Below are 26706 nucleotides of genomic sequence, written 5' to 3' on the forward strand. Positions count from 1 at the left end.
TGCATAAAAAAAAATTAAAATATGGAATATAATTTTCGTGAAATAGAAAAACGTTGGCAAATATATTGGAAAAAACATAATATTTTTCATACAAAAGAGGATAAAAGAATAAAAAAATACTATATTTTGAATATGTTTCCTTATCCTTCTGGAACAGGACTTCATGTAGGACATTGTTTAGGTTATATAGCATCAGATGTTTATGCTAGATATAAAAGAGCAGAAGGATATAATGTATTAAATCCCATAGGATTTGATTCCTTTGGCCTTCCTGCAGAACAATACGCTATACAAACAGGAAAACATCCTTACGATACCATTTGTGAAAATTCACGTAGATACAAAAAACAAATGAATAGAATAGGACTTTCTTTTGACTGGAATAGAAAAATATATACTAGTAATCCTAATTATTATCGATGGACTCAATGGATATTTATTCAAATTTTTAATTCTTGGTATGATAAAAACAGTGAACAAGCCAAACCTATAGATTTTTTAATTAAAGAATTTAATAAAAACGGAAATAATTTCATTAACGCGAGCACTACGTTTAATTATAAATTTGATTCGAAAACATGGAATCAATTAAATTTATACGAAAAAGAATCTATTCTTTTAGATTATAGATTAGCATTTTTATGTAATAATATAGTGAATTGGTGTCCAGATTTAGGAACAGTATTAGCCAATGATGAAATAAAAAATGGAAAAAGTGAAAGAGGAGGATATCCAGTTTACAAAAAAAAAATGTTACAATGGCATATAAGAATTTCTTCATATGCAGAAAGACTCATAAAAGGATTAAATTTTATTGATTGTTCTCAATCTTTAAAAAAATTACAATATAATTGGATAGGAAAATCAATAGGCATTTCTATTTTATTAAAAATTATTCATCCTATTGGTAAAATCAATCAAATTGAATTATTTACTTCTTCTCCAGAAATGATGTTTGGGATGACTTTTATCATATTATCAACTGATCATCCTCTTGCAGAGAGAATAAGCATTTTTTCTTTACAACACCATAAAAATGTTTTAACATATCTGACTAAAGAATTTTATATAGATAAAAAAACGAAAAATATTTCTGGAATTTTTACAGGAAATTATGTATTCCATCCTTTTATTAAAAATAAAAAGATCCCCATTTACATTAGTAATTTTTTTACTGTAAATAATCAAACTAAATCTATAATAGGAATACCTGGACATGAAGAAAAAAGTAAAAAATTTGCCAAAAAATTTGGCATAGAAATCATAAAAATTTTAGATTCTAATGAAATATGTATTAATTCTAATTTTTTAAATGGATTTAATCGTAAACAAGCAAAAGAAAAAATCATAAAAATTTTAGTAAATAATAAAATAGGAGAAACTAAAACTAGTTATAAGATTCGTGATGCTATTTTTTCCAGACAACGATATTGGGGAGAACCCATTCCTATTTATTTTAAAAATAAAATTCCCAAAACTATTCCCGTTGAGAAATTACCTATTCTTCTTCCAAAAATAGATAAATTTCATCCTGAAAAAGGAAAATCCCCATTAGTTCTAGCCAAAAATTGGGCTTGGGATGAAAAAAATATGAAGATAGTTCCTAATACTCTTATTGATCATAAACATGTATTTCCTATAGAAACAAGTACAATGCCTAGTTGGGCAGGATCTAGTTGGTATTTTCTTAGATATATGGACGCGCATAATAATCAATTTTTTCTTGATAAAAGAAAAGAAAATTATTGGAAAAATGTTGATTTATATATTGGTGGATCTGAACATAGTACAGGTCATTTGATTTATGCCAGATTTTTTCATAAATTTTTATTGGATAGAGGATGGATAACTACTGAGGAACCTTTCAAAAAAATATTGAATCAAGGAATGATTTTGAGTTATTCTGCTATTATACTGAAAGTGATAGGAGAAAATATCTTTGTATCTTATGGATTAAAAAATAAAAAACACGCATATTCTTCTTTACAAGAAGTATATGTGGATCTATCTTTAATTAAAGATAACAATGAATTAGATATTAACAGGTTTAAAAAATTTAGACCAGAATTTTATTCATCTATTTTTATTTTTGAAAAAGGGTCTTTTCTTTGTAAAAGAAAATTGGAAAAAATGTCAAAATCAAAATATAATGTAATAAATCCTGATGATATTTATGAAAAATATGGATCAGATATATTTCGTGTTTATGAAATGTTTTTAGGACCTATTCATCAATCTAAACCTTGGAACGAAGAAAAAATAAATGGAATAAAAAACTTTATAAATAAATTTTGGTGTTTATTTCATAAAAATAATATTTTTCAAGTCAATGAAAAAAATCCAACATTTCAAGAATTTCAAATTTTACATCGTACTATAAAAAAAATACAAAATAAAATACAATCTTTTTCTTGGAATACATCTATTAGTTTATTAATGATGATGACTAATCAATTAACTGTATTAAAATGTAATAAAAGAAAAATACTAGAGCCTTTGGTTCAATTGCTAGCTCCATTTGCTCCTCATATATCTGAAGAATTATGGTATAAACTGGGAAAAAGAAAATCTATCATATTTTACAATATTCCAGCTTTTAATACAAAATATATAGTAGAAAATGAAATAACATATCCGATTATGTTTAATGGAAAATTAAAATTTTTAGAAAAATTTGATTCGAATACATCAATTGATGAAATCAAAAATAAAATATTGAGTCATCCTAAAACAAAATTTTTTTTGAAAAAAAAGATTTTTAAAAAGTTAATTTTAATCCCTAAAAAAGTAATAAACATTTTATTTAAATAAATTTTTGTTTTAAATGATCTCATATTTTACTATTGCATAGTACAATATTTTAATTCTTATTTTGATAAAATTGAAATTTATAATACATAAAACGTAGATTTGTACTAAATAATGTAGCATTTATTTTTGTATTTTTCATTCTATAGAAATGTGTAAAAACTTTTTTTATGTCAAAAAACCAAAATAAAACTGGTGCATATAGTTTTTTTAATTGTATAGAAAAAAATTTTGATAAAGCTGCACGATTTCTTTCTTCTATTGAAAAAGGTCTTTTAGAACAAATTAAAGCTTGTAATGCTGTATATCGAATGCATTTTCCTGTGAAAATAGGAAAAGAAATTAGAGTCATTGAAGCATATAGAGTTCAACATTCTCATCATAAACTTCCTTGTAAAGGAGGGATTCGATATAGTATTAAAGTGAATCAAGATGAAGTCATGACTTTAGCTGCTTTAATGACCTATAAGTGTGCTATAGTAGATGTTCCTTTTGGAGGGGCTAAAGGTGGTATAAAAATTGATCCACAAACTATATCTACAGATAATATAGAAAAAATAACACGACGTTATACCTCTGAATTGATTAAAAAAAATTTCATTGGACCAGGAATAGATGTTCCAGCTCCTGATTATGGAACTGGAGAGAGAGAAATGAGTTGGATTTTTGATACTTTTTTATCACTTCGTTCTGGAGACGTAGACGCATTGGCTTGTGTTACAGGTAAACCCGTTTCTCAAGGAGGAGTAAGAGGAAGAAAAGAAGCTACAGGATTAGGGGTTTTTTATGGAATAAGAGAATTGTGTCATGTCAAAGAGGATATGTATTCTGTTGGTCTTGATGTAGGATTAGTGGGTAAAAAAATTATTATACAAGGCCTAGGAAATGTAGGATATCACGCTGCCACTTTTTTTCATGAATCAGGTGCTATTATCATAGCTTTAGCAGAACGGGAAGGAGCAATTTATAACGAAAAAGGATTAAATGTATCCAAAGTTTTTTCACATTTAAAAAACACTGGATCCATATTAAATTTTCCAGAATCAAAAAATATAGAGAATACAGAAAAGGCTTTAGAATTAGAATGTGATATATTAATACCAGCAGCTTTAGAAAATGTAATCCATAAAAATAATGCAAATCGTATTAAGGCTAAAATTATTGGTGAAGCAGCAAATGGCCCTATCACTCCTGAAGCTGATGAAATATTAGAGAAAAAAGGAGTAATTATTGTTCCTGATATTTATTTGAATGCAGGAGGAGTTACTGTTTCTTATTTTGAATGGTTGAAAAATTTAAGTCATGTCCGTTATGGACGGATGGAAAAAAAATTTAGCGAAAACATGAATGCAGAATTGTTGCAAGTTATAGAAACGATATGCAATAAAAAAATTTCAACAGAAGAAAAAAAAATTATTTTAAGAGGACCAAGAGAAATAGATTTAGTTCGTAGCGGATTAGAAGATACAATGATCAATGGATTCCACAAAATTCGTGATTTAAAAAAATCATCAAAAATAGAAAACATGCGTACTGCAGCATTTGTATTAGCTATAAATAAAATTATAGATTCTTATGAAAAACTAGGAATTTTTCCATAATATACTTTATTCTGAAAAAACGATAAAAATATATTTTTCATGAAGTACAAAAGATCATTATTGAAATTAAGTGGAGAATCTCTTATGGGAGAGAACGAATTTGGACTTCATTCTCCTCGTCTTCAACAATATGCTGAAGAAGTAAAAAAAGTAGTAGATATGGGAGCTCAAGTCGCTATAGTAATTGGAGGGGGGAATATATTTAGAGGTTTTTCTAGAATCAAAGAAAAAGCTATAAATCGGATCGAAGGAGATTATATGGGAATGTTAGCTACCGTTATTAACGGAATAGCCTTTCAATCGTATTTAGAAAATGTAGGAATATGTACCTATATTCAAACAGCTATTAGAATGGATGAAATTGCAGAACCTTTTGGAAAAGATAGAGCGATCCATCACCTTGAAAAAGGTAGAGTTGTAATATTTGTAGCAGGATTAGGAAATCCTTATTTCACAACAGATACAGCTGCAGTTTTACGTGCAATAGAAATAAAAGCTGATGTATTATTAAAAGGAACTAGAGTAGATGGAATCTACACAACGGATCCAGAAAAAGATAAATATGCTAAAAAATTTAAAAACATATCTTTTGATATGGCATATAAAATGAGAATTAAAGTAATGGATCAAACAGCTTTTATTTTAGGAAATGAAAATGATTTACCAATTATTATTTTTGATATTAACAGAAAAGGAAATTTTAAAAAAGTAATTTCTGGAGAAGAAATAGGAACTATGGTTTCTAAAAAAAAATAAAATTATGGATGAATTAAACGATATTTTTTTCTCTTGTAAAAAAGATATGGAAAAAATTTTGAAACAACTGAAAAAAGAAATTCATCGTGTTAGATTAGGCAGTAAATCTGTGTCTTCTTTTTTAGAAAAAATAAAAATAAAATGTTATGGAACTTTTTTTCCACTTATAGAAGTGGCCAATATTTCTATTATAGATAATATGAATATATCTATTCATCCTTGGGATCGTTCTATTATTTCAGATATAGACAAAGCTATTATTGATGCTAATTTAGGTTTTATGCCCACAAATAAAGGAGATTCTATTCATATACATTTGCCTGTAATTACAGAAGAAAATAGAAAAAATTTCATGAAAAAAATTAAGTTGCAAACAGAACATGCTAAAGTATTTGTGAGAAAAATTAGAAAAAAAAATAATCAACATATAAAAAAATTAAAAATATCAGAAGATGTTTCTAAAATCGGAGAAAATCGTATACAAAAAATAACGAATGAATACATACAAAAAATAGAAAATTTTTTTCTTCATAAAGAGAAAGAAATACTGAAAATATAAAATGGTAAAAAAATATTCAGTAAAAGAATTACTAAATAAAGAGAAATTATTCATAAATAAAAAAGTATTGGTTGAAGGATGGATCCGTTCTTTTCGTTATTCTATTTTCATCACTTTGAATGATGGATCTACAGTTAAAAACTTACAAATTATTTTATCCAATAAATTAGAAAAAAAAATTATAAAAAAAATAACAATTGGAAGTTCAATTAGAGTTATAGGAATAGTAAAAAAAAGTATTGGGACAAAACAATGTATTGAACTCCAATCTTTAGATATAATTATATATGAATCAATAAATACAGAAATTCTTCAAAAGTCAATCTTACAACCTAAAAAGCACAGTTTGGAAAAACTTCGTGAACAAGCTCATTTACGTTTTAGAACAAACATTTTTAGTTGCATTATGCGAATTCGTCATCATATAGCCTTTTGTATCCATAAATATTTTCATGAACATGGTTTTTTTTATCTTCATACTCCAATTATTACTACTTCAAATTGTGAGGGAACTGGAAAAATGTTTCAAATTACAACCATGGATTTTAAAAGTAAAACAATAGATTATAAAAAAGATTTTTTTAAATGTAAAACTTATCTAAGTGTATCTGGACAATTAGAAGCGGAAACCGCTTCTTTAGGATTAGGAAGAGTGTATACTTTTGGTCCTGTGTTTAGAGCAGAAAATTCCAATACTTCACGACATTTATCGGAATTTTGGATGATTGAACCAGAAATTGCTTTTTATCATCTAGAAGAAAATATCAATTTGGCTGAAGATTTTTTAAAGTTTATTATCAAATACATTGTTGAAAATAGCATGGAAGATTTAGTTTTTTTAAATCAATATTTGGAAAAATATAATCGAAAAAAAGACAATTTCCTTTTAGAAAAATTAGAACTTATCTTAAAATTTCCATTTAAAAAAATTAGTTATACAGAAGCTGTAAAAATTCTTGATCAAGAAGAAAAGGAAAAAAATATAAAATTTTTACATCCAATTATTTGGGGAATGGATTTACAATCAGAACATGAACAATATTTAGTAGATAAATATTTTAAAATTCCTGTAATTATATTTGATTATCCTTGTAACATTAAAGCTTTTTATATGCGTATGAATGATGATGGAAAAACTGTTAGAGCTATGGATATTTTATTTCCTGAAATAGGAGAAATTATTGGAGGATCTCAAAGAGAAGAACGTTATGATATATTATTACAACGGATGAAAGATACAAATACTGATCAAAACAAACTTTGGTGGTATTTAGATACACGTCGTTTTGGTTCTGTTCCTCATAGTGGTTTTGGGTTGGGTTTTGATCGTTTAGTTCAATTTATTACAGGAATGAATAATATTCGTGACGTGATCCCATTTCCAAGAACTCCAAACCACGCAGAATTTTAAAAAACATGTTAAAACAACAATTATTGCAAAAAGGACAACATAAACTTTCTCCACAACAAATAAGATTAATGAAATTAGTTCAATTATCTACTTTAGATTTTGAACAAAAAGTTCAACAAGAATTGGAAGAAAATCCGGCTTTAGAAGAAGAAAATTATTCGGAATTAGAAGAGAATTCAGATATATTAGAAAATGAGATCAATATCACAGAAGATCAAAATCAATCTGTAGATACATCACCTGAAATAAATGATGAAATAGAAGATGTTCAAATCAATAATCAAAATTATACTATGAAAAAGTATATTCCTATTATTTCTGGAATTTCTTTTCAAGAATATTTAAAAAATCAATTGCATACATTTCGTTTAAATGAAAAAGATTTATTAATTGCTGATTTTATATTAGGAAATATAGATGACGATGGTTATATTAGAAGAAAAATTCCATCTATAGCGGATGATATTTTTCTGATACTTGGGATGTCTGTTTCGACAGAAATAATAGAAAAATTACTTATAAATTACATACAAAAATTAGATCCTATAGGTGTAGGATCCAGAAATCTACAGGAATGTTTACTGATTCAATTAGAGAAAAAAAAAATCACTCAAGAAATTTTTTTATCAAAAAAAATTATACAAAATCATTTTGAATTTTTTGTAAAAAAACATTATCATAAATTGCAGAAAAGGTTGGGTGTTACAAAGAAAAATCTACGAAAAGCTATTGATCAAATCAAAAAATTAAATCCTAAACCAGGTAAAATTTATTCAGATAATACTAAAAATTTCGATCATATTATTCCGGATTTCGATATTTATATTTCAGATGAAAAATTAGAACTTTCTCTAAATCATAGAAATATTCCAGAATTAAAAGTATCATCTTTATATTTAGATATGTTAAAATCCTATAAATCAGTAAAAAATATAAAAAAAAATGAAAAAACAATTGTTTTTTTAAAACAAAAAATTGATTCAGCAAAATGGTTTGTAGATGCCATTAAGCAACGTCAAAATACGTTGATGATCACAATGAATGCTATTATGGATTATCAAAAAGAATATTTTCTAACTGGAGATCCAGTTAAAATAAAACCTATGATTTTAAAAAATATTTCCCAAAAAATTGGAGTTGGGGTTTCCACTGTTTCACGTGTAGCTAACAGTAAATATGTTAATACACCATATGGAACTTTTCTAATAAAAAGTTTTTTTTCTGAGAAGATGATAAACCAAGAAGGAGAAGAAATCTCCTCCATTGAAATAAAAAAACTTTTAAAAGAATCAATAGATAAAGAAAATAAAAAAAAACCTCTTACCGATGAAAAATTATCCAAAATACTCAAAAAAAAAGGTTATTTAGTAGCTAGAAGAACTGTTTCAAAATATAGAAATCAAATGCATATTCCTGTTGCAAGGATGCGAAAAAATTTATGATTTATTTATAATTACAGTTTTCCAATTCGAAAATTCTTTTATAGATAAAGATGATAATTCTCTACCATATCCAGATTTCTTTACACCTCCAAAAGGAAAACGTGGGTCTGATTTTACTATTTCATTAATAAAAACCATACCAGTATCTATTTTTTTTGATATTTCTTCTGCTTTTTCTAAATCTTTCGTCCAAATAGAAGCTCCTAGTCCGTATAAAGTATCATTGATAATATCAGGAATTATTTTTTCTTGGGAAAAAGAAAAAATAATTCCTATTGGACCAAATATTTCTTCTTTCTTTACTATACAATTATCATATTCTACCCTTAATAAAGAAGGAGAAAAAAAATTACCATCTTTGGTTATTTCTAAACATATTTTTCCTCCATTTATAATAATATCCTTGTATTGCTGATACAATTTTTCGGATAAATCATAACGAGAAATATAACCTATTTTAGTTGATTCATCATATAAATTTCCTCTTTGATATGTTTTCATTTCTTGTATAACTGCATCTATAAAATCATCTATTATAGTTTTGTCTACAATAAATCTTTTTGCAGAAATACATGTTTGACCTGTGTTATTTAATCTAGATTCTGTAGCTAATTTTGCTATTTTTTCTATATTTTCCACATCTTTCATTACTACAAAAGCGTCATTTCCTCCTAATTCTAAAATAGATTTTTTAATGTATTTTCCAGATAATGATCCTATAATGCTTCCAATTAAAGCACTTCCTGTAAAAGTCACTCCTTGTATGACAGGATGAGCTATAACAGGTTCTATTTTATTAACATCTATTAATAAAATTTGAAAAACTCCTTTAGGAAAACCAGATTCTAAAAATATTTTTTCTAAAATAAGAGAAGATCCTGTTGTATTAAAAGCTGGCTTAATGAGAATTACATTTCCCAATAACAAATTGGGAATAGTTGACCTGATCGTTTGCCAAATAGGATAATTCCAAGGCATAATTCCTAGTATAGCGCCTAAAGATTCAAATTTTACATAAGAAAATTCATATTCGGTATGAATTTTTTTCATAAAAATAGATTCTTTTAATTCACAATAATGTTTACACAAATCAATACTTTTATTGACTTCTGCATAAGATTGAGTAATAGGCTTTCCCATTTCTTGAGTAATGGAGTAAGCTATAATGTCTATAGATTTTTGCATACAAAAATATAGTTTCATTAAACATTGAACTTTATAATTAAAGGAAAAATTTTTCCATTTCATGTATGCATGATGAGCTTCAGACAATTTGATATTAATATCTTTATTAGATAATAAATAATAAGTTTTTAATACATTATCATCTACAGGATTAATAGTTTGAAACATCTCATTTTTTTTTTAAATTCGTCCATTCAAGCTAACAGAAATTTTTGCATTAAAAGCTATGGCGTAAAATTTTATTTTTTTTAAAAATAAAAGCATCCCATTAGCTCTAATAGGAGATAAAAAAGTTTGAAATCCGATTTCATAAATAAAATTAACATTAGAAGAAATAATTTCAAAAGGAAATAATCCTGAATATACTCGAATCATAAGAGCGGCCATTCCTTTAGGTAATAATGCGTCACTATCTGCTTCAAAAAAAATACGTGATCCATTAAATTTAGCTTCTAACCAAACTTTGGATTGACACCCATGAATTAATTTATCTTTAGATCTAAATTCAGGTGATTTTTTAGATAATTTTTTTCCTAAATCTATCAAATATTCATATTTTTCCTCCCAATTTTTAAGAATTTTAAATTCCTTTTTTATGATTTCTTCTTTTTTATGTAAAGTCATTTCCAAATTTTTATATCAACAATGAAAATATACATTTTTCTTATTTTTTTAATTTGAGTCTAGCCATTTTCGCTGCTTTTGTCATATTGTGAAGTGATATCAATACTTCCTTCCATTTCCTAGTTTTTAGACCACAATCTGGATTGACCCAAATATTTTTGATAGGTAATTTTTTTGAAGCTTTTTCTATTAAGTAAAATATCTCTTTTATAGTAGGAATTCTTGGAGAATGAATATCATATACACCTGGCCCTATTTCATTAGGATAAGAAAAAACTGAAAAGGCTTTTAATAACTCCATTTTAGATCTAGAAGTCTCCATAGTAATAACGTCTGCATCCATATCTGCTATATATTCAAATATATCGTTAAATTCACTATAACACATATGTGTGTGTATTTGAGTTTCATCTTTCACTCCGCTTGAAGAAATACGAAAAGCTTTAATAGACCAGTCAAAATAAGATTTCCAATTCTTTTTTTTCAAAGGTAATCCTTCTCTTAGGGCAGGTTCATCGATTTGAATAATTTGAATTCCAGATTTTTCTAAGGACAAAACTTCTTTTCGAATAGACCAAGCTATTTGGTAAGCCGTATGAGAAATAGGTTGATCATTTCTAACAAAAGACCATTGTAAAATGGTAACAGGACCAGTTAGCATCCCTTTCATTAATTTTTTTGTTTGAGATTGAGCAAAACATATCCATTCAACAGTCATATTGTCAAGACGATCTACATCTCCATAAATAACAGGAGGTTTAACACAACGGCTTCCATAACTTTGTACCCATCCATTATCAGTAGAAAGAATTCCTTTTAGTTTTTCTGAAAAATATTCCACCATATCAGTTCTTTCAAATTCACCATGAACTAACACATCTAAATCTATTTCTTCTTGCTTTTTAATAACATCTACAATAAAATTTTTAATTTTATTATCATATTCTTCTTGACTTAGTTCTTTTTTTCGAAATTTATTTCGCAAATTACGTATTTCTTTTGTTTGAGGAAAAGATCCTATAGTAGTAGTAGGAAATAAAGGAAGATGGAATTTTTCTTTTTGTTTTTTTTGTCTAATATAAAAATGATTATCTCTTTGTACATCTTTATCTGTTATTGTTATATTTTTAACTCTTTCCTTTATTTTATGATCACAAAAAACAGAAGAGTTAATAGATAAAATACTTTTATTTCCTTTGACTATTTTTTCTAAATCATTCAATTCATAAATTTTTTGTTTTGCGAAAGACATTCTGTTTTTTATATCTATATGAATAGAATGCTCATATTCTAGATCTATAGGAACATGCAAAAGAGAACAATTAGGTGCAATCATAATTCTATCTTCTCCTATAAATTCTATTGCTTTTTCTATCTTTTGAATAGAATTAAGATAATTGTTTTTCCATATATTTCTTCCATCGATAAGGCCCAAAGACAAAATCATTTTTGATTCTCTTGAAAAAAAAGAAAGTATTTTTTCCAATTGATCTGAATCTTCTACTAAATCTATATGTAAAGCTTTAACAGATATATTTTGAAAAAGAGATATATTTTCTGATATACCATCAAAATAAGAAGTTAACATAATATTAATTCCAGAACAAAATTTAGATATTTCATCATAAGCATATTTAAAAACTTCTTTCTCTTTTTCAGACATATCTAAAACTAAAATAGGTTCATCTAATTGAATCCAATTCACTCCTTCGTTTTTTAGTTTTTTAATGATTTTTATATAAATAGGAATAATATTTTCTACCAAATCCATCCTATTAAAGGATTTTTCTTTTTCTTTTCCTAAAAATAAATAAGATATAGGTCCAATGAATACAGGTTTAATTTTTTTGTAAGATTTCAATATTTTTTTAGATTCCTCTAATTCATCAAAAATTTTATTCGAAAAAATAGAAAATTTTTGATTTTTATCAAACTCTGGAACAATATAATGATAATTAGTATTAAACCATTTTGTCATTTCCATAGCTTTAATATCCCATTCATTTTTTTGAAATCCTCTAGCCATAGAAAAATACAGATCAATATTATTATGAATTATTGGAATAGAAAGATAAGATTCTGAAATAACGCCTAATAATAATGACATATCTAGAACATGATCATAAAAGCTAAAATCATTGCATGGAATTAAATCTAGATCAGCATTTTCTTGCGTTTTCCAATTTTCCATTCTTATTTTTTTTCCCACTTCAAACAAAGCATTAGAATCTATTTTGTTTGACCAATAAGCTTCACAAGCTTTTTTTAACTCTCTTCGTATCCCTATGCGAGGATAACCCAAATTATGTTTCAGCATAAAAACTTTTTATTATTTAAATTTTGTTTCCATTCATACATCTCATACATCATATCCATACATACAATAATATACTATGTAATATGATAAATAAAAATTAACTAAATATCCGATATTTGATATAAATATTCCAAAATTTTTTTGTCTAGAACAGAGAAATTTTTATTTCTTCTATTCATCACAATTTCAGCTGTTTCACAAACTTTATTTAAAGGAATTCTTTTTTTACTTTGAATTCCTCCCAAAAAGAAAGAAGGAATATATCTAGGAGGAAATCCATATCCAAAAATATTATCACTAACACCTACGATCGTCGCTGTATTAAATTGAGTATTTATTGCTGATTTTGAATGATCTCCCATTATTACCCCAAAAAATTGCAAATTAGTAGAACTAAAAATTTTTTTTTCATAATTCCAAACTGTTACTTTTTTATAATCATTTCTTAAATTAGATATATTAGTTCCAGCTCCTAAATTACACCACTCTCCCAAAATAGAATTTCCTAAAAATCCATCATGAACCTTATTGGAATAAGAAAAAATCACAGAATTAAAAATTTCTCCTCCTATTTTACAAAAAGGGGCTATAGTTGTTCCTCCATATATTTTTGATCCTACATTCAGGATAGCGTTTTTTCCAATTGATACGGGGCCCCTGATGACGGATCCTTCCATAATTAAAACTCCTTTTTCAATATATATAGGCCCATATTGGGCATTTAATACAATATTATTTGCTTTTATATCTTCTTCTAAAAATATTTTATCCTTACAAATAACATGATTGTTTCCCAACAAAGAAAAAGATTTTTTACCCTTTGTAAAAAATATAAAATCTTTTTTTAAGACCGTTTCATTATTTATAAATATATCCCATGGATATTGAATATGAATAATTTGTTTTACACAATATGTTTTTTTATATTTTTTTGAAAATAAAGAAAGAATATTTTCTTCTTCCAAAGAAAAATTCTTTTTTATAGCAATCATTTTTTCTTTAAAAAAAATGGTCTCGTTTTCTTTTAAAAAAGAAAGAATTTGAATTAATTCTTCATTAGGAAGAAATGAAGAATTAATTAACAATATATTTTCAAAAAATGAATACTCTTTTTTTGAAAATTTATCCGATAGAAATGGTTGTGTAATAACACAATCCACATTTTTTCCAATATATTTTTCCCATCTTTCTTTTATTGAAAACAATCCCAATCTGATTTCTGAGACAGGTCTAGTAAGTGTTATCGGAAATAATTTATTCCATTCTATTCCATCATATAATATAAAATTCATATGAATTTATAATTTTTTATATTTTTCATATTTTTTCTTAAATTTCTCTGCGGGACCTGTTTTTCCTAGGAACCTTTTTTCTCCGGTAAAAAAGGGATGTGAATAACTAGATATTTCCATTTTGTATAATGGATAATTATTTCCATCTATATGAATAGAATCTTTTGTTATGACTGTTGATTTACAAATAATCATGTTTTCATTATTAATATCTTTAAAAACAACAGGTCTATAATTTTCTGGATGTATTTTTTTTTTCATATTTATTTTTTTTGTTTGGAAAACGGTAAATCATTCCATTAATATTCATTCCAGCACCTAAGGAAGCCATGAGAATGATATCTCCAGGTTTAATCTCATGAGGCGGCATTTCTCCTTTCAGAATTAAATCTAATAAAGTAGGTACAGTAGCAACAGAAGAATTTCCAAATTTTTGTATTGTCATTGGCATAATTTTCGACAAAAAATCTTTATTAAAAGATGTATAATTATATAATTTCAACAATCTTTTTAAAATAGCATAATCCATTTTAGCATTAGCTTGATGAATAAGAATTTTTTTAATATCCTTAAGATGTAAATTAGCATGATCAAGTATATTTTTTAGCATATTTGGAACTTCTGTTAATGCATATTCATAAATTCTCCTCCCATTCATTCTAATATTCATCATTGATTTTTTATAATTAGGATTTAAAGAAGGACCATTTGTTAAATAATATAATTCTTCATTATTATTACATTGAGTATCATAATGAATAATTCCATGTTTTTCGTCTTCTAAATATTCTATAGCAGATAAAACAGCCGCTCCTGCTCCATCGGAAAAAATCATGGAATTTCTATCATGCGGATCTATAACTTTAGATAAAGTTTCAGAACTGGTAATCAATATGTTTTTAGCATGTTTAGATCGCAAAAGTTGATCGGCAAGAATCATTCCTTCTATCCATCCTGTACAACCAAAAATCATATCATATGGTCTACATTTTTTATTTTGTATTTTAAGTTTATTTTTTACTTTAGCCGCTATAGATGGCATAAAATCAGACTGATAAGAAATAGGATGAATATCTCCATAATTGTGAGCCGATATGATATAATCTATATCCTCTTGATAAATTTTAGAATTTTTTAAAGCTCTTTTTGCTGCAATAGTCGCAATATCAGAATTAAATAATCCTTTATTTATATATCTCCTTTCCTCTATTTCTGTAATTTTTTTAAATTTATTAATAATTTTTTCATTGGATTTTTCAATTTTTGATCCTTTTTTGTCGTAAAATTTATGTTTCAAAAAATGATCTTTTTTTATAATTTTTTTTGGTAAATAATGACCTGTTCCTGTAATGATTGATCGAATCATTTATTGATTTAATAAATTTAATGAAAAAGTAAAAAATAAAATTTTTAATTAAAAATAATGAAAAACCATTTTTTATTCATATTTTTCTGAATTTTAAAGTAAATTCTAAAAATGAAAAAAGATTCTGATTCTCTTTATTCTAAAGAAAAAAAATTGAAAAACATGTTTGATCATATTGCTCATAAATACGATTTAATCAATCGCATATTATCTTTTGGAATAGATTTGATATGGAGAAAAAAAACAATTCATTTATTATGCAAATTTAACAAAAAAAAAGTTCAAAAAATACTAGATTTAGCTACTGGAACTGGAGATATAGCTATTCTATTAGCTAATAAGTTTAAACACGCTTTTATTACGGGATTAGATCCATCTGATAAAATGATAAAAATAGCTAAACAAAAAATAAAAAATAATTTCTTTGAAAAAAGAGTTCAAATCATTCAAGGATATTCGCAAAACATTCCGTTTCAAAATGAAACTTTTGATATAGTTACCATCGCTTTTGGAATAAGAAATTTTCAATACATTCATGATTCTGTTAGAGAAATATACAGAATATTAAAACCTTCAGGAATTTTAGTAATTTTAGAATTTTCTAAACCTTCTAACTATTGGATAAAAAAAATTTATTATTTTTATTTTCACTTAGTAAAAAAAATAGGGAATTTTATATCTAAAAATCATTTTGCTTACAATTATTTGAAGGAATCTATATTGTCTTTTCCCTATTGCAACAGAAAAATGAATAAACTTTTAAAATATCATAAATTTGATACAATTCACATACAAAAACTAACATTTGGAATTGTTTCTCTTTACTTTTTTAAAAAAAAAAATGATAAAATTCATTTTTACAATATTTAAAACTAAAATATTTTTTCATAATGATCAAGTATTTATCTGGATATTTTACATCTACTTTTCTTAAAAGAAGAATTAAAAATATAGAGTTTTTTATGCGTTATCCAATAGAAATACAAAATCAATTAATCAATCAATTAATATTGTATGCAAAAAATACAGAATTCGGAAAAAAATATGGATTTTGTGACATCAAAAAATATAAGCAATTCTCAGAAAGAATTCCTATATGTAAATATACTGATTTACAAAATGTTATAAATAGAATTCGTAAAGGAGAAAAAAATGTATTATGGCCAGGAGAAGTCAAATGGTTTGCCAAATCCTCTGGAACTACTAACGAAAGAAGTAAATACATTCCTGTAACCAAATTATCAATGAATGCATGTCATTATAAAGCAGGAAAAGATATGTTATCCATTTATATTCATAATCATCCCAAAACAAAAATTTTTTTTGGAAAAGCCGTTCGTTTAGGAGGAAGTTACGAACTGCATAGAAAATATAATACATTTTATGGAGATTTATCTTCCATTTTAATTCAAAATATGCCTTTTTGGGTTGAAAATATTTGTGTTCCTAGAAAAAAAATAGCTTTAATGAGTGAATGGGAGAAAAAATTAGAAAACATAGTGAAAGAAACAGGAATAAAAGATGTTAGAATTTTATTAGGTGTTTGTTCTTGGTTATTGATTTTTTTAAACAAATTATTGAAAAAATTTGAAAAAAAAAAAATCGATGAAATATGGCCTAATATAGAGGTTATTTTTCATGGAGGAGTAAGTTTAAAACCTTATATTTATCAATATAAAAAATTATTTGATAAATCTATAAACTACTATGATGTATACAGTGCTTCAGAAGGTTTTTTCGCCATACAAGATCAACAAAATGTTGAAGATCTTCTGTTATTATTAAATCATGGTATATTTTATGAATTTATTCCTACAGAAGAAATAGATAATGCTGATCCTAAAATATTTTCTATTGAACAAGTAAAATTGAACAAAAATTATGCCCTTGTTATTTCTACTAATGCAGGATTATGGAGATATATAGTTGGAGATACTGTAAGATTTACTAGTTTATCTCCATATCGAATTTCCATTTCAGGAAGAACCACTCATTACATAAATTCTTTTGGGGAAGAATTAATTGTAGAAAATGCAGAAAAAGCTTTAAATAAAGCTTGCATGAAAACAAATTCTATGATTCATGAATATACTGCAGGACCTGTATATATGAATAAAGAAAATTCTGGAGCTCATGAATGGATTATAGAATTTAAAAAACGTCCAAAAAATTTATGTGACTTTAGAAATATTTTGGATCATGAATTAAAATCTTTGAATTCAGACTATGAAGTTAAACGATATAAAAATATGATTTTGGGTCCTCCTATTATATATGTAGCCAGAAATGGTTTATTTTATGATTGGTTAAAAAAAAATAAAAAATTAGGAGGACAAAATAAAATTCCTCGTTTATCCAATGATAGAAGATATATAAACTCTATTTTGGATATGGAAAAAAATAAAGACTAGTTTCAAAAAAATATTTTTAACTTTATTATTATGACAGTAGAAAAGAAAAAAGAAATATTTAAAACTTATGGAAGTTCTGTTTACGATACAGGATCATCTAAAGCTCAGGTTGCTTTATTTACTTATAGGATCAATCATTTAAACAATCATCTCAAAAACAATAAAAAGGATTTTAACACAGAAAGAGCTTTGGTAAAAATGGTGGGGAAAAGAAAAAAATTGCTAAAATATATAGAAAAGCATGATATTGATAGTTACAAAAATATAATTCAACATTTAGGATTAAGAAAATAAATATAATGAATATATTTCTTTACTGTCCTGTAACTACATACACTTACTAACTTAACTAAACTATAACTATATAAACTACAACTACTATATAATAGAAAATAAAAATATGCCAGATATAGTAAAAGAAACCATACATATGAAAGATGGTCGTACTATTATTATAGAAACAGGAAGATTAGCAAAACAAGCCGATGGATCAGTTATAGTACGTGTCAAAAATACAATGCTTTTGGCTACTGTGGTCGTTTCCAATGAAAAAAAAAACGAAACAAATTTTTTGCCTTTAACAGTGGATTATAGAGAAAAATATTCTGCAGGAGGTAAAATTCCTGGAGGGTTTATAAAAAGAGAAGGAAGACCTTCTGATGAAGAAATTTTGACAATGAGATTAGTTGATCGTGTTTTAAGGCCAACATTTCCAGATTGTTTTAATAGAGAAATACAAATTATGATTTCGTTACTTTCATATGACAAAACGGTTTTACCAGATGGTCTAGCTGGATTGGCCGCGTCAACAGCTTTATCAATAGCAGGAATTCCTTTTGATGGACCGATATCAGAAGTACGTATTATACGTTTAAACGGAAAATTTATTATTAATCCTAGTTTAGATCAGTTAAAAGAAGCGGATATAGATTTGATAGTAGGAGCTTCCAATCATTCTATTATTATGATAGAAGGAGAAATGAAAGAAATAAAAGAAAATGAATTTTTAGAAACAATAATTACAGCTCATCAAGCTATAAAACCACAAATAGAAGCTCAAATTCGTTTGGTTGATAAATTATCGAAAAATCGTATAATTTTCGTTGAAAATAAAGAATCAATAAATTCTTATCAAGAAAATAAAATATTAAAAAAAGAACTTTTCATATTTTCATATGAAAAAATTGAAAAAATTTATAAAAATTTTTTAAATAAAAAAACTAGATCTATTCAAGAAAAGATTGTATTAAATGATTTTAAAAAAAAGTTTTTAACAGAAGAAAAAATAGAGGAAAAAAAAGTTATTATTGACCATTTTTTTGAGGAAATTATAAAAAAAATAACTAGAAATTTAATTTTAAAGAAAGGAGTCCGATTGGATGGGAGAAATAATAAAGAAATACGTACAATATCTAGTTTCGTTGATTACTTACCTGGAGTACATGGTTCTGCATTATTTTCAAGAGGAGAAACTCAGTCTTTAACTACCGTCACGTTAGGATCGTCATTAGATGCAAATAGGATTGATAATGTTATTATGGAAAATCAGGAGAAATTTTATTTACATTATAATTTTCCACCTTTTTCTACAGGAGAAATTCGTTCTATTAGAGGAGTTTCTAGACGTGAAGTGGGGCATGGAAATTTAGCTCAACGTGCATTGAAAAATATTATACCTAATAATCCATATACCATTCGTGTTGTTTCGGATATTCTAGAATCTAATGGATCGTCTTCTATGGCTACAGTTTGCGCGGCTAGTTTAGCATTAATGGATGCTGGAATCCCTATAAAAAATCCTGTTTCCGGAATTGCTATGGGATTGTTTATGGAAAAAGAAAAAAAAGTAATCGTATCAGATATAATGGGAGAAGAAGATCATTTTGGAGATTTAGATTTCAAAATAACAGGAACTAAATTTGGAATGACAGCTTGTCAAATGGATGTAAAAAAAATGCAAGGAGTAACATACGATCTTTTGAATCAGATTTTAATGCAAGCTTTAGAAGGTCGTCTTTTTATTTTAAAAAAAATGTTAGAAACTTTACCTAAATATAGGAAAAAAATGAAGCCTAATACTCCAAAAATATATACTTTTAATATTCCTAAAGATTTTATAGGTTTAGTTATAGGCCCTGGTGGAAAAGTTATTCAAGAGATACAATCATATACAAATACAAATATCTTAATTGAAGAAAAAGGAGACTTGGGTTACATTGAGATCATCGGAAAAGATGATGAAAAAATAGAGAAAGCTATTAACAGAATTAAAAAAATTGCTTTTGTCCCTGAATTAGGAAAAGTTTATAAAGCAAAAGTAAAATCTATAAAAGATTTTGGTGCTTTTGTGGAAATTTCTAAAGGGGTAGAAGGGTTGTTGCATATTTCAGAGATAGGATGGAAAAGATTAAATAATATAGAAGAAGAATTGCATATAGGAGATATTATTGACGTTAAATTTATGGGGATGGATGAAAAAAATAAAAAAATGAAACTATCTAGAAAAATACTTTTACCTCGTCCTGGTAAAAAAAATGAACAAAAAGAAAAAAAAATATGAGACAACTTAAAATTACTAAACAAGTAACAAATCGTGAATCCGAGTCATTGGATAAGTATCTTCATGAAATAGGTAAAATTCCATTATTAACTCCAGAAGAAGAAGTAGAATACGCTCGTAGAGCAAGAGAAGGGGATGCTACTGCCATAGATAAACTTGTCAACGCCAACTTACGTTTTGTTGTTTCTGTTGCTAAACAATATCAAAATCAGGGATTAAGTTTATGTGATTTAATTAATGAAGGAAATTTAGGTTTGATAAAAGGAATATTACGTTTTGATGAAACAAGAGGATTTAAATGCATTTCCTATGTTGTTTGGTGGATTAGACAAGCAATTTTACAGGCTATTGCTGAACAATCACGTTCTATTAGACAACCTACAAATAAATTAGCTTTATTAAATAAAATACTGAAAACTCTTGCTCAATTAGAGCAAGAATTGCAAAGAACTCCTTCTGCAAGAGAAATTGCAGAATATTTAGATATGAACGAAAAAGATGTAGAAGATTCTATAAAAAATTCAGGAAGACATGTTTCAATGGATGCCCCATTAATAGAAGGAGAAGATTCAAATTTATATGATTTGGTTAGATCTGATGAATCTCCTCGTCCAGATGAACATTTGGAAAAAGAATCTTTACGAAAAGATATAAAAAGAATTTTAGAAACTTTGAGTGAAAGAGAACGTCGTGTTATTATTTTACATTTTGGATTAAATGGATCACCTCCTATGACTTTAGAGGAAGTAGGACAATTTTGCGATTTGACAAGAGAACGTGTTCGACAAATTGAAAGTATAGCTTTAAAAAGATTAAAACATTCTTCTAGAAGTAAAATCTTAAAACCTTATTTAGGATAAAAAACATAAGACCTCGAAGGGATTCGAACCCATAACCTTCTGATCCGTAATCAGATGCTCTATCCAAATTAAGCTACGAGGCCAAATACTTATACAAGTCTATATACTTATGTTATGATTGAACTATTTTCAAGAATTTTTCAAGTTTAAGAGATGAGTTTCCTATCAGACCTCCATCTATATCTTTTTGATAAAAAAAATCTTTTGCATTAATATCATTAAGACTTCCTCCATACAAAATAGATATTTTGTTAGAAATACTTTCTCCATATTTTTCTAAAAATAAATTACGAATAAATTTATGCATAGTTTGAGCTTGTTCAAATGTAGCAGTTTTTCCTGTTCCAATTGCCCATATAGGTTCGTATGCGATATAAAAAGATTTTATCTTATCTGAAGAACATTGAAAAACAGTTTCTTTTAATTGATGTTTCACTATATGAAATTGTTGATCATTAGATCTTTCATAAAACGATTCTCCTACACAAAAAATAATATTTAGATCATATTTTAATGCTATTTTTATCTTTTCTGATAAAACATTATTTTCTTCAAAAAAAAATTCTCTGCGTTCACTATGTCCTAATATAACATTTTTAACTCCTATAGATTTTAACATATAAGCTGATACTTCTCCTGTATAGGAACCTTTATCCTTATGATGTATATTTTGAGCCGCAATATTTAAATTTGTACCTTGTAAAATCTGATTTGAAATATGTAAAAAAGGAAAAGAGGGTGCTAAAATAATTTCTTTATTATGATTTATTTTTCTTTCAAAAACAATTTTTAATAAATTTCTGATAAAAAAAGTTGTTTCATGAAAATCATAATTCATTTTCCAATTTGCGATGAAAACCTTTTTTCTCATTTTTTTTCACGAGAATATTTGCAAATATAAATATAAAAATTGTTTTTTTTTAAAAATTTTTTTTTAACAAAAAAATGGTTTCAACTACTATTTCAAAACAAAACTTTTCTAATTCTTCGAATAAAATTTTTTCTTTATTATTTTTTAAATATGAAATATTTTCTATAATATTATTTATGGAAAATTTATCTAAAGTTTTATTTGTACAATCTATATAATTTTTTATTTTTTTTAGTTTTTTATTATAGATTAAAATTACATCATTGTGTGATATTTCATGAAAATTTGATTTAAAAAAAATATCTAATTTTATTAAAATAATTATTAAATAATTTACAATATCTATATACGTATCTGTTATTTTTTCTTCTTTAATTTTTTGATATCCTTTTGATTGAATATTTTTTATACGGATTGTTTTAATCAAAATTTGATCTATTATAGAATAATTATGAAAAAATTTCCATGATAATCCATAATCTTTTAATTTTTCTAAAAAAAGTTTTCTACATTTTTGAATAACAAAATCAGTAAGATTCATGTCATTTAATTTTTTTTAAACAAATTACAATAAATAGTTTTTCAATGATAATTAATTGTGCAGGTTCTTTATTGCATTTAAAAGAACCCAAAATAATGGGAATCGTAAATTTAACTCCTGATTCATTTTATGATGGAGGAAAATTATGTTCTGAATATAAAATATTACAACATATAGAAACTTTATTAAATGAAGGTTCTGATTTTATAGATATTGGAGGTTGTTCTACTAGACCGGGATCCAAATCAGTAACAGAAAAAGAAGAAATTAAAAGAGTCATAAAACCTATTCGTATTATAATAAAAAATTTTCCAAATATTAGAATATCCATAGATACCTTTCGCAGTGAAGTAGCTAGAATAGCAGTAGAAGAAGGCGTCATCATGATAAATGATATATCAGGAGGGAAATTTGATAAAAATATGTTCCCTTTGTTAGGGAAACTTAAAATTCCATATGTATTAAATCATATGATAGGAATTCCTGAAAACATGCAAAAAAATACATATTATCATGAAAATATAATAACAGAAATAAATAATTTTTTTTCTGAAAGAATTTACTATTTAAAAAAATATGGAATTCAAGATATCATTTTAGATCCTGGATTTGGTTTTGGAAAAACACTAGAACAAAATTTTAAATTATTAAAACACTTATCTTTATTAGGATTTCAAGATTATCCAATTTTAGTTGGTATTTCCAGAAAATCCATGATAAAATTTATTTTAAAAACTTCTTACGAAGAATCGTTAAATGCAACTTCCATAATTCATACTATAGCACTTTTAAACGGATCCAAATTTTTACGTGTACATGATGTTAAAGAAGCTGTTGAATGCATTAAATTAGTGCAATATTACAAAAAAATTTTATAATTCACTAATACTTGTATTATTTTTGCGTAAAGCTTTTTTTTCATTATTACATTTATTGAAAATTTCTTTCATTGATATTTTAGATATTTTTTTAGTAACCATTATTCTATTTCAAATATACAGATTGGTTTACAGAACTGCTGCTTTAAATATTTTTTACGGGATCATTGCAACTTTTATTTTCTGGAAAATAGTAGAAATTTATCAAATGAAACTCCTTAGCATAGTTATAAGTGCCTTTTTTAAAGGAGGTTTTTTAGCTTTAATCATTGTATTTCAACCAGAAATTAGAAAATTTTTACTCATAGTAGGAAGCAGGATATTTTTCAAAAAATTTATATTTTCCATTTTTAAAAAATCAGGAGTATCAATTAAAACTGAAACTATAGATAGCATTGTAAATGCTTGTGCTATTTTTTCCGGAGATAAAACAGGAGTTTTAATAGTTATTCAACTACATCAAGATTTAAAAGAATTTATACAAAATGGAGATGAAATGGATGCTAAAGTGAATATTTCTATTTTAGAAAGTATTTTTTATAAAAACAGTCCATTACATGATGGAGCTGTAGTGATTACAGGAAATAAAATAATAAAAACAAGAGCAATTCTTCCTGTTTCTTACAATAAAGAAATTCCATCTCGTTTAGGATTACGACATAGAGCTGCCATTGGTTTATCTGAAAAAACAGATGCTATATGTCTTGTTATATCCGAAGAAACAGGTTACATATCTTATATAAAAGATCAAAAAAGAACTGTTATTACTAACATTAATAATTTAAAAATGAAACTTGAAGAAGATTTACTTTAATTATTATTATGAATATTCAAAATATATATCAATTGTATTCTATTTCTTCTGGTATAGAAATCAACAGTAAAAAAGTTAAAAAAGGATCTATTTTTGTAGCTTTGAAAGGAAAAAATTTTGATGGAAATCAATTTGCATATGAAGCAATTTTAAATGGAGCGTTATTATCTATCGTCGATAATAAAAAATATGTTTTTTGCAAAAAAATTATTTATGTATACAATACATTATATTTTCTACACGAATTAGCAATATATCATAGATATAGATTCCATCATATCCCTATTATCGCTATAACAGGAAGTAATGGAAAAACTACTACAAAAGAGCTAACAACAGCTATTCTTTCTAAGAAATATAAAAAAAAAGTTCATTGTACCAAGAATAATTTAAATAATCATATAGGTGTTCCATTAACTATACTTTCCATGCCCATGGATACAAAAATATGTGTTATGGAAATTGGAGCTAATCATGAAAAAGAAATAGAAAAAATGTGTGATATTATTAGGCCAGATTATGGATATATTTCTAATTTTGGAAAAGCTCATTTAGAAGGATTTAAAAATATAGAAGGAATCATCCGTAGTAAATTAGAGTTATATGATTTTTTAAAGAAAAATAAAAAGATAGTATTTATAAATGGAGATGATCCTATCCAATTATCTAATAGTACGGGAATGAACAGATATATTTTTTCAGAAAAACATAAAAAAAAAAAATCGGATATAAACATTAAATACTTATGGGAAAAAAATAGTCTTAAATCTACTTTATATATTAAAAATATAAAAATTGTTTCTCCTTTAATAGGAAACTATAATTTATATAATATAGCTTCTGCTATAACTATTGGAACGTATTTCAAAGTCCCTTTAAAAAAAATAAAAGAAGCAGTAGAAGAATATGTTCCTAGTAATTATCGTTCTCAAATTTTGAAAAAAAATAATATAAAAATTATTATAGATTGTTATAATGCAAATCCAACTAGTATGATCGAGGCTCTTACCTTTTTAAATAACATAGAAGGAGTAAAAATCGTTATATTAGGAGACATGTTAGAATTAGGATTATTTTCTAACGATGAACATGAAAAAATTATTTCTTTTATAAAAAAAAGTAATATTAATATTGCTTTTCTAATCGGAAATATTTTTTTTAATACTAAAAAAACTTCCTACAAAATCAAAAAATTTATTAACAAAAATAAATTTTTTGAATGTATTAAAAAATATTCTATTCAAAAAACGGATTATATTCTTATCAAAGGATCTAGAAAAATGGCATTGGAAAGTATTATTGATTTAATTTAAATTCTTTTTTCTTTGTGTTCTTTGTGCATATTGTTTGCATATTGAATTTGAAAGATTAAATTTGTATTTATTTCATAAAAAATTTTTTTTTAATGAAAGAAATTACCACAGTAACCTATCTAAAGTGGTTTAAGGATATGTCTTTTTGGAGAAAATTTGAGGACAAATGTCGTTCTTTATACCTAAAACAAAAAATTAGAGGGTTTTTGCATTTGTATAATGGGCAAGAAGCGATACCTGCTGGATTAACTCATGCAATGGATTTATCTAAGGATAAAATTATAACCGCTTACAGATGTCATATTTTACCTATTTCTATGGGAGTTGATCCAAAAAAAGTAATGGCTGAACTTTTAGGAAAAAAAACAGGAACTTCTCATGGTATGGGTGGATCTATGCATATTTTTAGCAGAAAACATCGTTTTTATGGAGGACATGGAATTGTCGGCGGACAAATCCCGTTAGGAGCAGGAATTGCTTTTGCTGATAAATATTTTAATAGAAAAGCAGTGACTATCACAATTATGGGAGATGGAGCTGTTAGACAAGGTTCTTTACATGAAACGTTTAATATGACTATGATATGGAAACTTCCTGTTGTTTTTATATGTGAAAATAATAAATATGCTATGGGAACTTCCGTAAAAAGAAGTAGCAATATAGAAGAAATTTATAACATAGGGAAATCATATGATATGCCTTCTTATCCTGTTGATGGAATGGATCCAGAAAAAATAGCACAAGCAGCATATATCGCTATAGAAAGAGCTCGAAAAGGAGAAGGTGCTACTTTTTTAGAAATTAAGACATATAGATATAGAGGTCATTCTATGTCTGATTCTGAGTTATATCGTAGTAAAGAAGAAGTTTTTTTTTACAAAAAAAAAGATCCCATTTTAAAACTAAAAAATATTATTATACAAAATAAATGGGAAACTGTAGAAAATTTAAATGCAATAGAAAATAAAGTGAAAAAAGAAGTAGAATCCTGTGTTGAATTTGCAGAAAATTCAGATTTTCCTTCTTTAGAAGATATGTATAATATAGTTTATCACGAAAAAAATTATCCTTTTTTAGACAAAGTTTTACCTTCATAA

Annotated in this window: 23 protein-coding genes and 1 tRNA gene; 15 read left to right on the forward strand and 9 right to left on the reverse strand. The window is 25.8% G+C overall.

What is annotated here, in order from left to right; all coding sequences use genetic code 11:
* The first annotated feature begins 21 nt into the window (after positions 1-21).
* From leuS to rpoN, 6 genes are all read left to right on the forward strand, one after another.
* A complete protein-coding gene (gene leuS / locus BGIGA_RS02515) occupies positions 22-2811 on the forward strand; it encodes a leucine--tRNA ligase (protein WP_014726802.1) in 2790 nt (929 codons plus the stop codon).
* 167 nt (positions 2812-2978) lie between these two features.
* Positions 2979-4409, forward strand: a complete 1431-nt coding sequence (locus BGIGA_RS02520; RefSeq protein ID WP_014726803.1) for a Glu/Leu/Phe/Val dehydrogenase — start codon at positions 2979-2981, stop codon at positions 4407-4409.
* Positions 4410-4448: 39 nt separating this feature from the next.
* Positions 4449-5165 carry a UMP kinase gene (pyrH, locus tag BGIGA_RS02525; protein ID WP_014726804.1) on the forward strand — a complete coding sequence of 239 codons (717 nt, stop codon included), beginning with the start codon at positions 4449-4451 and terminating at the stop codon, positions 5163-5165.
* 4 nt (positions 5166-5169) lie between these two features.
* Entirely contained in the window at positions 5170-5724 is a 555-nt protein-coding gene (gene frr, locus BGIGA_RS02530) for a ribosome recycling factor (protein WP_014726805.1), read from the forward strand.
* A 1-nt stretch (position 5725) separates the two neighbouring features.
* Positions 5726-7135, forward strand: coding sequence for an asparagine--tRNA ligase (asnS, locus tag BGIGA_RS02535; RefSeq protein ID WP_014726806.1), 1410 nt, complete (start codon positions 5726-5728; stop codon positions 7133-7135).
* Positions 7136-7140: 5 nt separating this feature from the next.
* Positions 7141-8577: an RNA polymerase factor sigma-54 gene (gene rpoN / locus BGIGA_RS02540; protein WP_014726807.1), complete on the forward strand. Its 1437-nt coding sequence runs from the start codon at positions 7141-7143 to the stop codon at positions 8575-8577.
* Here the strand turns inward: rpoN and BGIGA_RS02545 are convergent.
* From BGIGA_RS02545 to BGIGA_RS02570, 6 genes are all read right to left on the reverse strand, one after another.
* Positions 8572-9930: an aldehyde dehydrogenase family protein gene (locus BGIGA_RS02545; RefSeq protein ID WP_014726808.1), complete on the reverse strand. Its 1359-nt coding sequence runs from the start codon at positions 9928-9930 to the stop codon at positions 8572-8574. The two genes, rpoN and BGIGA_RS02545, sit on opposite strands and share 6 nt — an antisense overlap.
* A gap of 12 nt (positions 9931-9942) precedes the next feature.
* Complete coding sequence (locus BGIGA_RS02550) at positions 9943-10386, reverse strand: SufE family protein (RefSeq protein ID WP_014726809.1); 444 nt, start codon at positions 10384-10386, stop codon at positions 9943-9945.
* Positions 10387-10426: 40 nt separating this feature from the next.
* The gene (metE, locus tag BGIGA_RS02555; protein ID WP_014726810.1) at positions 10427-12703 is read right to left on the reverse strand and encodes a 5-methyltetrahydropteroyltriglutamate--homocysteine S-methyltransferase; all 2277 of its coding nucleotides are present in this window, start codon (positions 12701-12703) and stop codon (positions 10427-10429) included.
* A 101-nt stretch (positions 12704-12804) separates the two neighbouring features.
* The gene (locus BGIGA_RS02560) at positions 12805-13995 is read right to left on the reverse strand and encodes a putative sugar nucleotidyl transferase (RefSeq protein ID WP_014726811.1); all 1191 of its coding nucleotides are present in this window, start codon (positions 13993-13995) and stop codon (positions 12805-12807) included.
* A gap of 6 nt (positions 13996-14001) precedes the next feature.
* The gene (locus BGIGA_RS02565) at positions 14002-14256 is read right to left on the reverse strand and encodes a type B 50S ribosomal protein L31 (RefSeq protein WP_014726812.1); all 255 of its coding nucleotides are present in this window, start codon (positions 14254-14256) and stop codon (positions 14002-14004) included.
* The gene (locus BGIGA_RS02570; protein ID WP_014726813.1) at positions 14225-15361 is read right to left on the reverse strand and encodes a 3-oxoacyl-ACP synthase III family protein; all 1137 of its coding nucleotides are present in this window, start codon (positions 15359-15361) and stop codon (positions 14225-14227) included. The genes BGIGA_RS02565 and BGIGA_RS02570 overlap by 32 nt, the downstream gene beginning before the upstream one ends.
* Before the next feature lie 111 nt (positions 15362-15472).
* Here BGIGA_RS02570 and ubiE point away from each other — a divergent pair, with 111 nt between their 5' ends.
* The 5 genes from ubiE to BGIGA_RS02595 all read left to right on the forward strand — a co-directional run bounded on the left by ubiE (position 15473) and on the right by BGIGA_RS02595 (position 21192).
* Positions 15473-16231, forward strand: coding sequence for a bifunctional demethylmenaquinone methyltransferase/2-methoxy-6-polyprenyl-1,4-benzoquinol methylase UbiE (gene ubiE / locus BGIGA_RS02575; RefSeq protein WP_014726814.1), 759 nt, complete (start codon positions 15473-15475; stop codon positions 16229-16231).
* Between the two features lie 20 nt (positions 16232-16251).
* On the forward strand, positions 16252-17772 hold the full coding sequence (locus BGIGA_RS02580) for a GH3 auxin-responsive promoter family protein (protein WP_014726815.1): 1521 nt from the start codon (positions 16252-16254) through the stop codon (positions 17770-17772).
* A gap of 30 nt (positions 17773-17802) precedes the next feature.
* Positions 17803-18066 carry a 30S ribosomal protein S15 gene (gene rpsO / locus BGIGA_RS02585; RefSeq protein WP_014726816.1) on the forward strand — a complete coding sequence of 88 codons (264 nt, stop codon included), beginning with the start codon at positions 17803-17805 and terminating at the stop codon, positions 18064-18066.
* 106 nt (positions 18067-18172) lie between these two features.
* Positions 18173-20332: a polyribonucleotide nucleotidyltransferase gene (locus BGIGA_RS02590; RefSeq protein ID WP_014726817.1), complete on the forward strand. Its 2160-nt coding sequence runs from the start codon at positions 18173-18175 to the stop codon at positions 20330-20332.
* A complete protein-coding gene (locus BGIGA_RS02595) occupies positions 20329-21192 on the forward strand; it encodes an RNA polymerase sigma factor RpoD/SigA (protein ID WP_014726818.1) in 864 nt (287 codons plus the stop codon). The genes BGIGA_RS02590 and BGIGA_RS02595 overlap by 4 nt, the downstream gene beginning before the upstream one ends.
* An 8-nt stretch (positions 21193-21200) precedes the next feature.
* Here BGIGA_RS02595 and BGIGA_RS02600 read toward each other — a convergent pair.
* From BGIGA_RS02600 to BGIGA_RS02610, 3 genes are all read right to left on the reverse strand, one after another.
* Positions 21201-21275: transfer RNA gene (locus tag BGIGA_RS02600), tRNA-Arg, on the reverse strand.
* A gap of 29 nt (positions 21276-21304) precedes the next feature.
* The gene (tpiA, locus tag BGIGA_RS02605) at positions 21305-22063 is read right to left on the reverse strand and encodes a triose-phosphate isomerase (RefSeq protein ID WP_014726819.1); all 759 of its coding nucleotides are present in this window, start codon (positions 22061-22063) and stop codon (positions 21305-21307) included.
* A gap of 49 nt (positions 22064-22112) precedes the next feature.
* Complete coding sequence (locus BGIGA_RS02610) at positions 22113-22604, reverse strand: DUF1599 domain-containing protein (protein WP_014726820.1); 492 nt, start codon at positions 22602-22604, stop codon at positions 22113-22115.
* 44 nt (positions 22605-22648) lie between these two features.
* Here BGIGA_RS02610 and folP point away from each other — a divergent pair, with 44 nt between their 5' ends.
* The 4 genes from folP to pdhA all read left to right on the forward strand — a co-directional run bounded on the left by folP (position 22649) and on the right by pdhA (position 26706).
* The gene (gene folP, locus BGIGA_RS02615; protein ID WP_014726821.1) at positions 22649-23482 is read left to right on the forward strand and encodes a dihydropteroate synthase; all 834 of its coding nucleotides are present in this window, start codon (positions 22649-22651) and stop codon (positions 23480-23482) included.
* Between the two features lie 22 nt (positions 23483-23504).
* Positions 23505-24296 (forward strand): diadenylate cyclase, encoded by a 792-nt coding sequence (locus BGIGA_RS02620; RefSeq protein WP_014726822.1) that lies wholly within the window; start codon positions 23505-23507, stop codon positions 24294-24296.
* Between the two features lie 8 nt (positions 24297-24304).
* A complete protein-coding gene (gene murF / locus BGIGA_RS02625) occupies positions 24305-25609 on the forward strand; it encodes a UDP-N-acetylmuramoyl-tripeptide--D-alanyl-D-alanine ligase (protein WP_014726823.1) in 1305 nt (434 codons plus the stop codon).
* Positions 25610-25701: 92 nt separating this feature from the next.
* Positions 25702-26706, forward strand: coding sequence for a pyruvate dehydrogenase (acetyl-transferring) E1 component subunit alpha (gene pdhA / locus BGIGA_RS02630; RefSeq protein WP_014726824.1), 1005 nt, complete (start codon positions 25702-25704; stop codon positions 26704-26706).

This window comes from Blattabacterium sp. (Blaberus giganteus), assembly GCF_000262715.1.
Lineage (GTDB): Bacteria > Bacteroidota > Bacteroidia > Flavobacteriales > Blattabacteriaceae > Blattabacterium.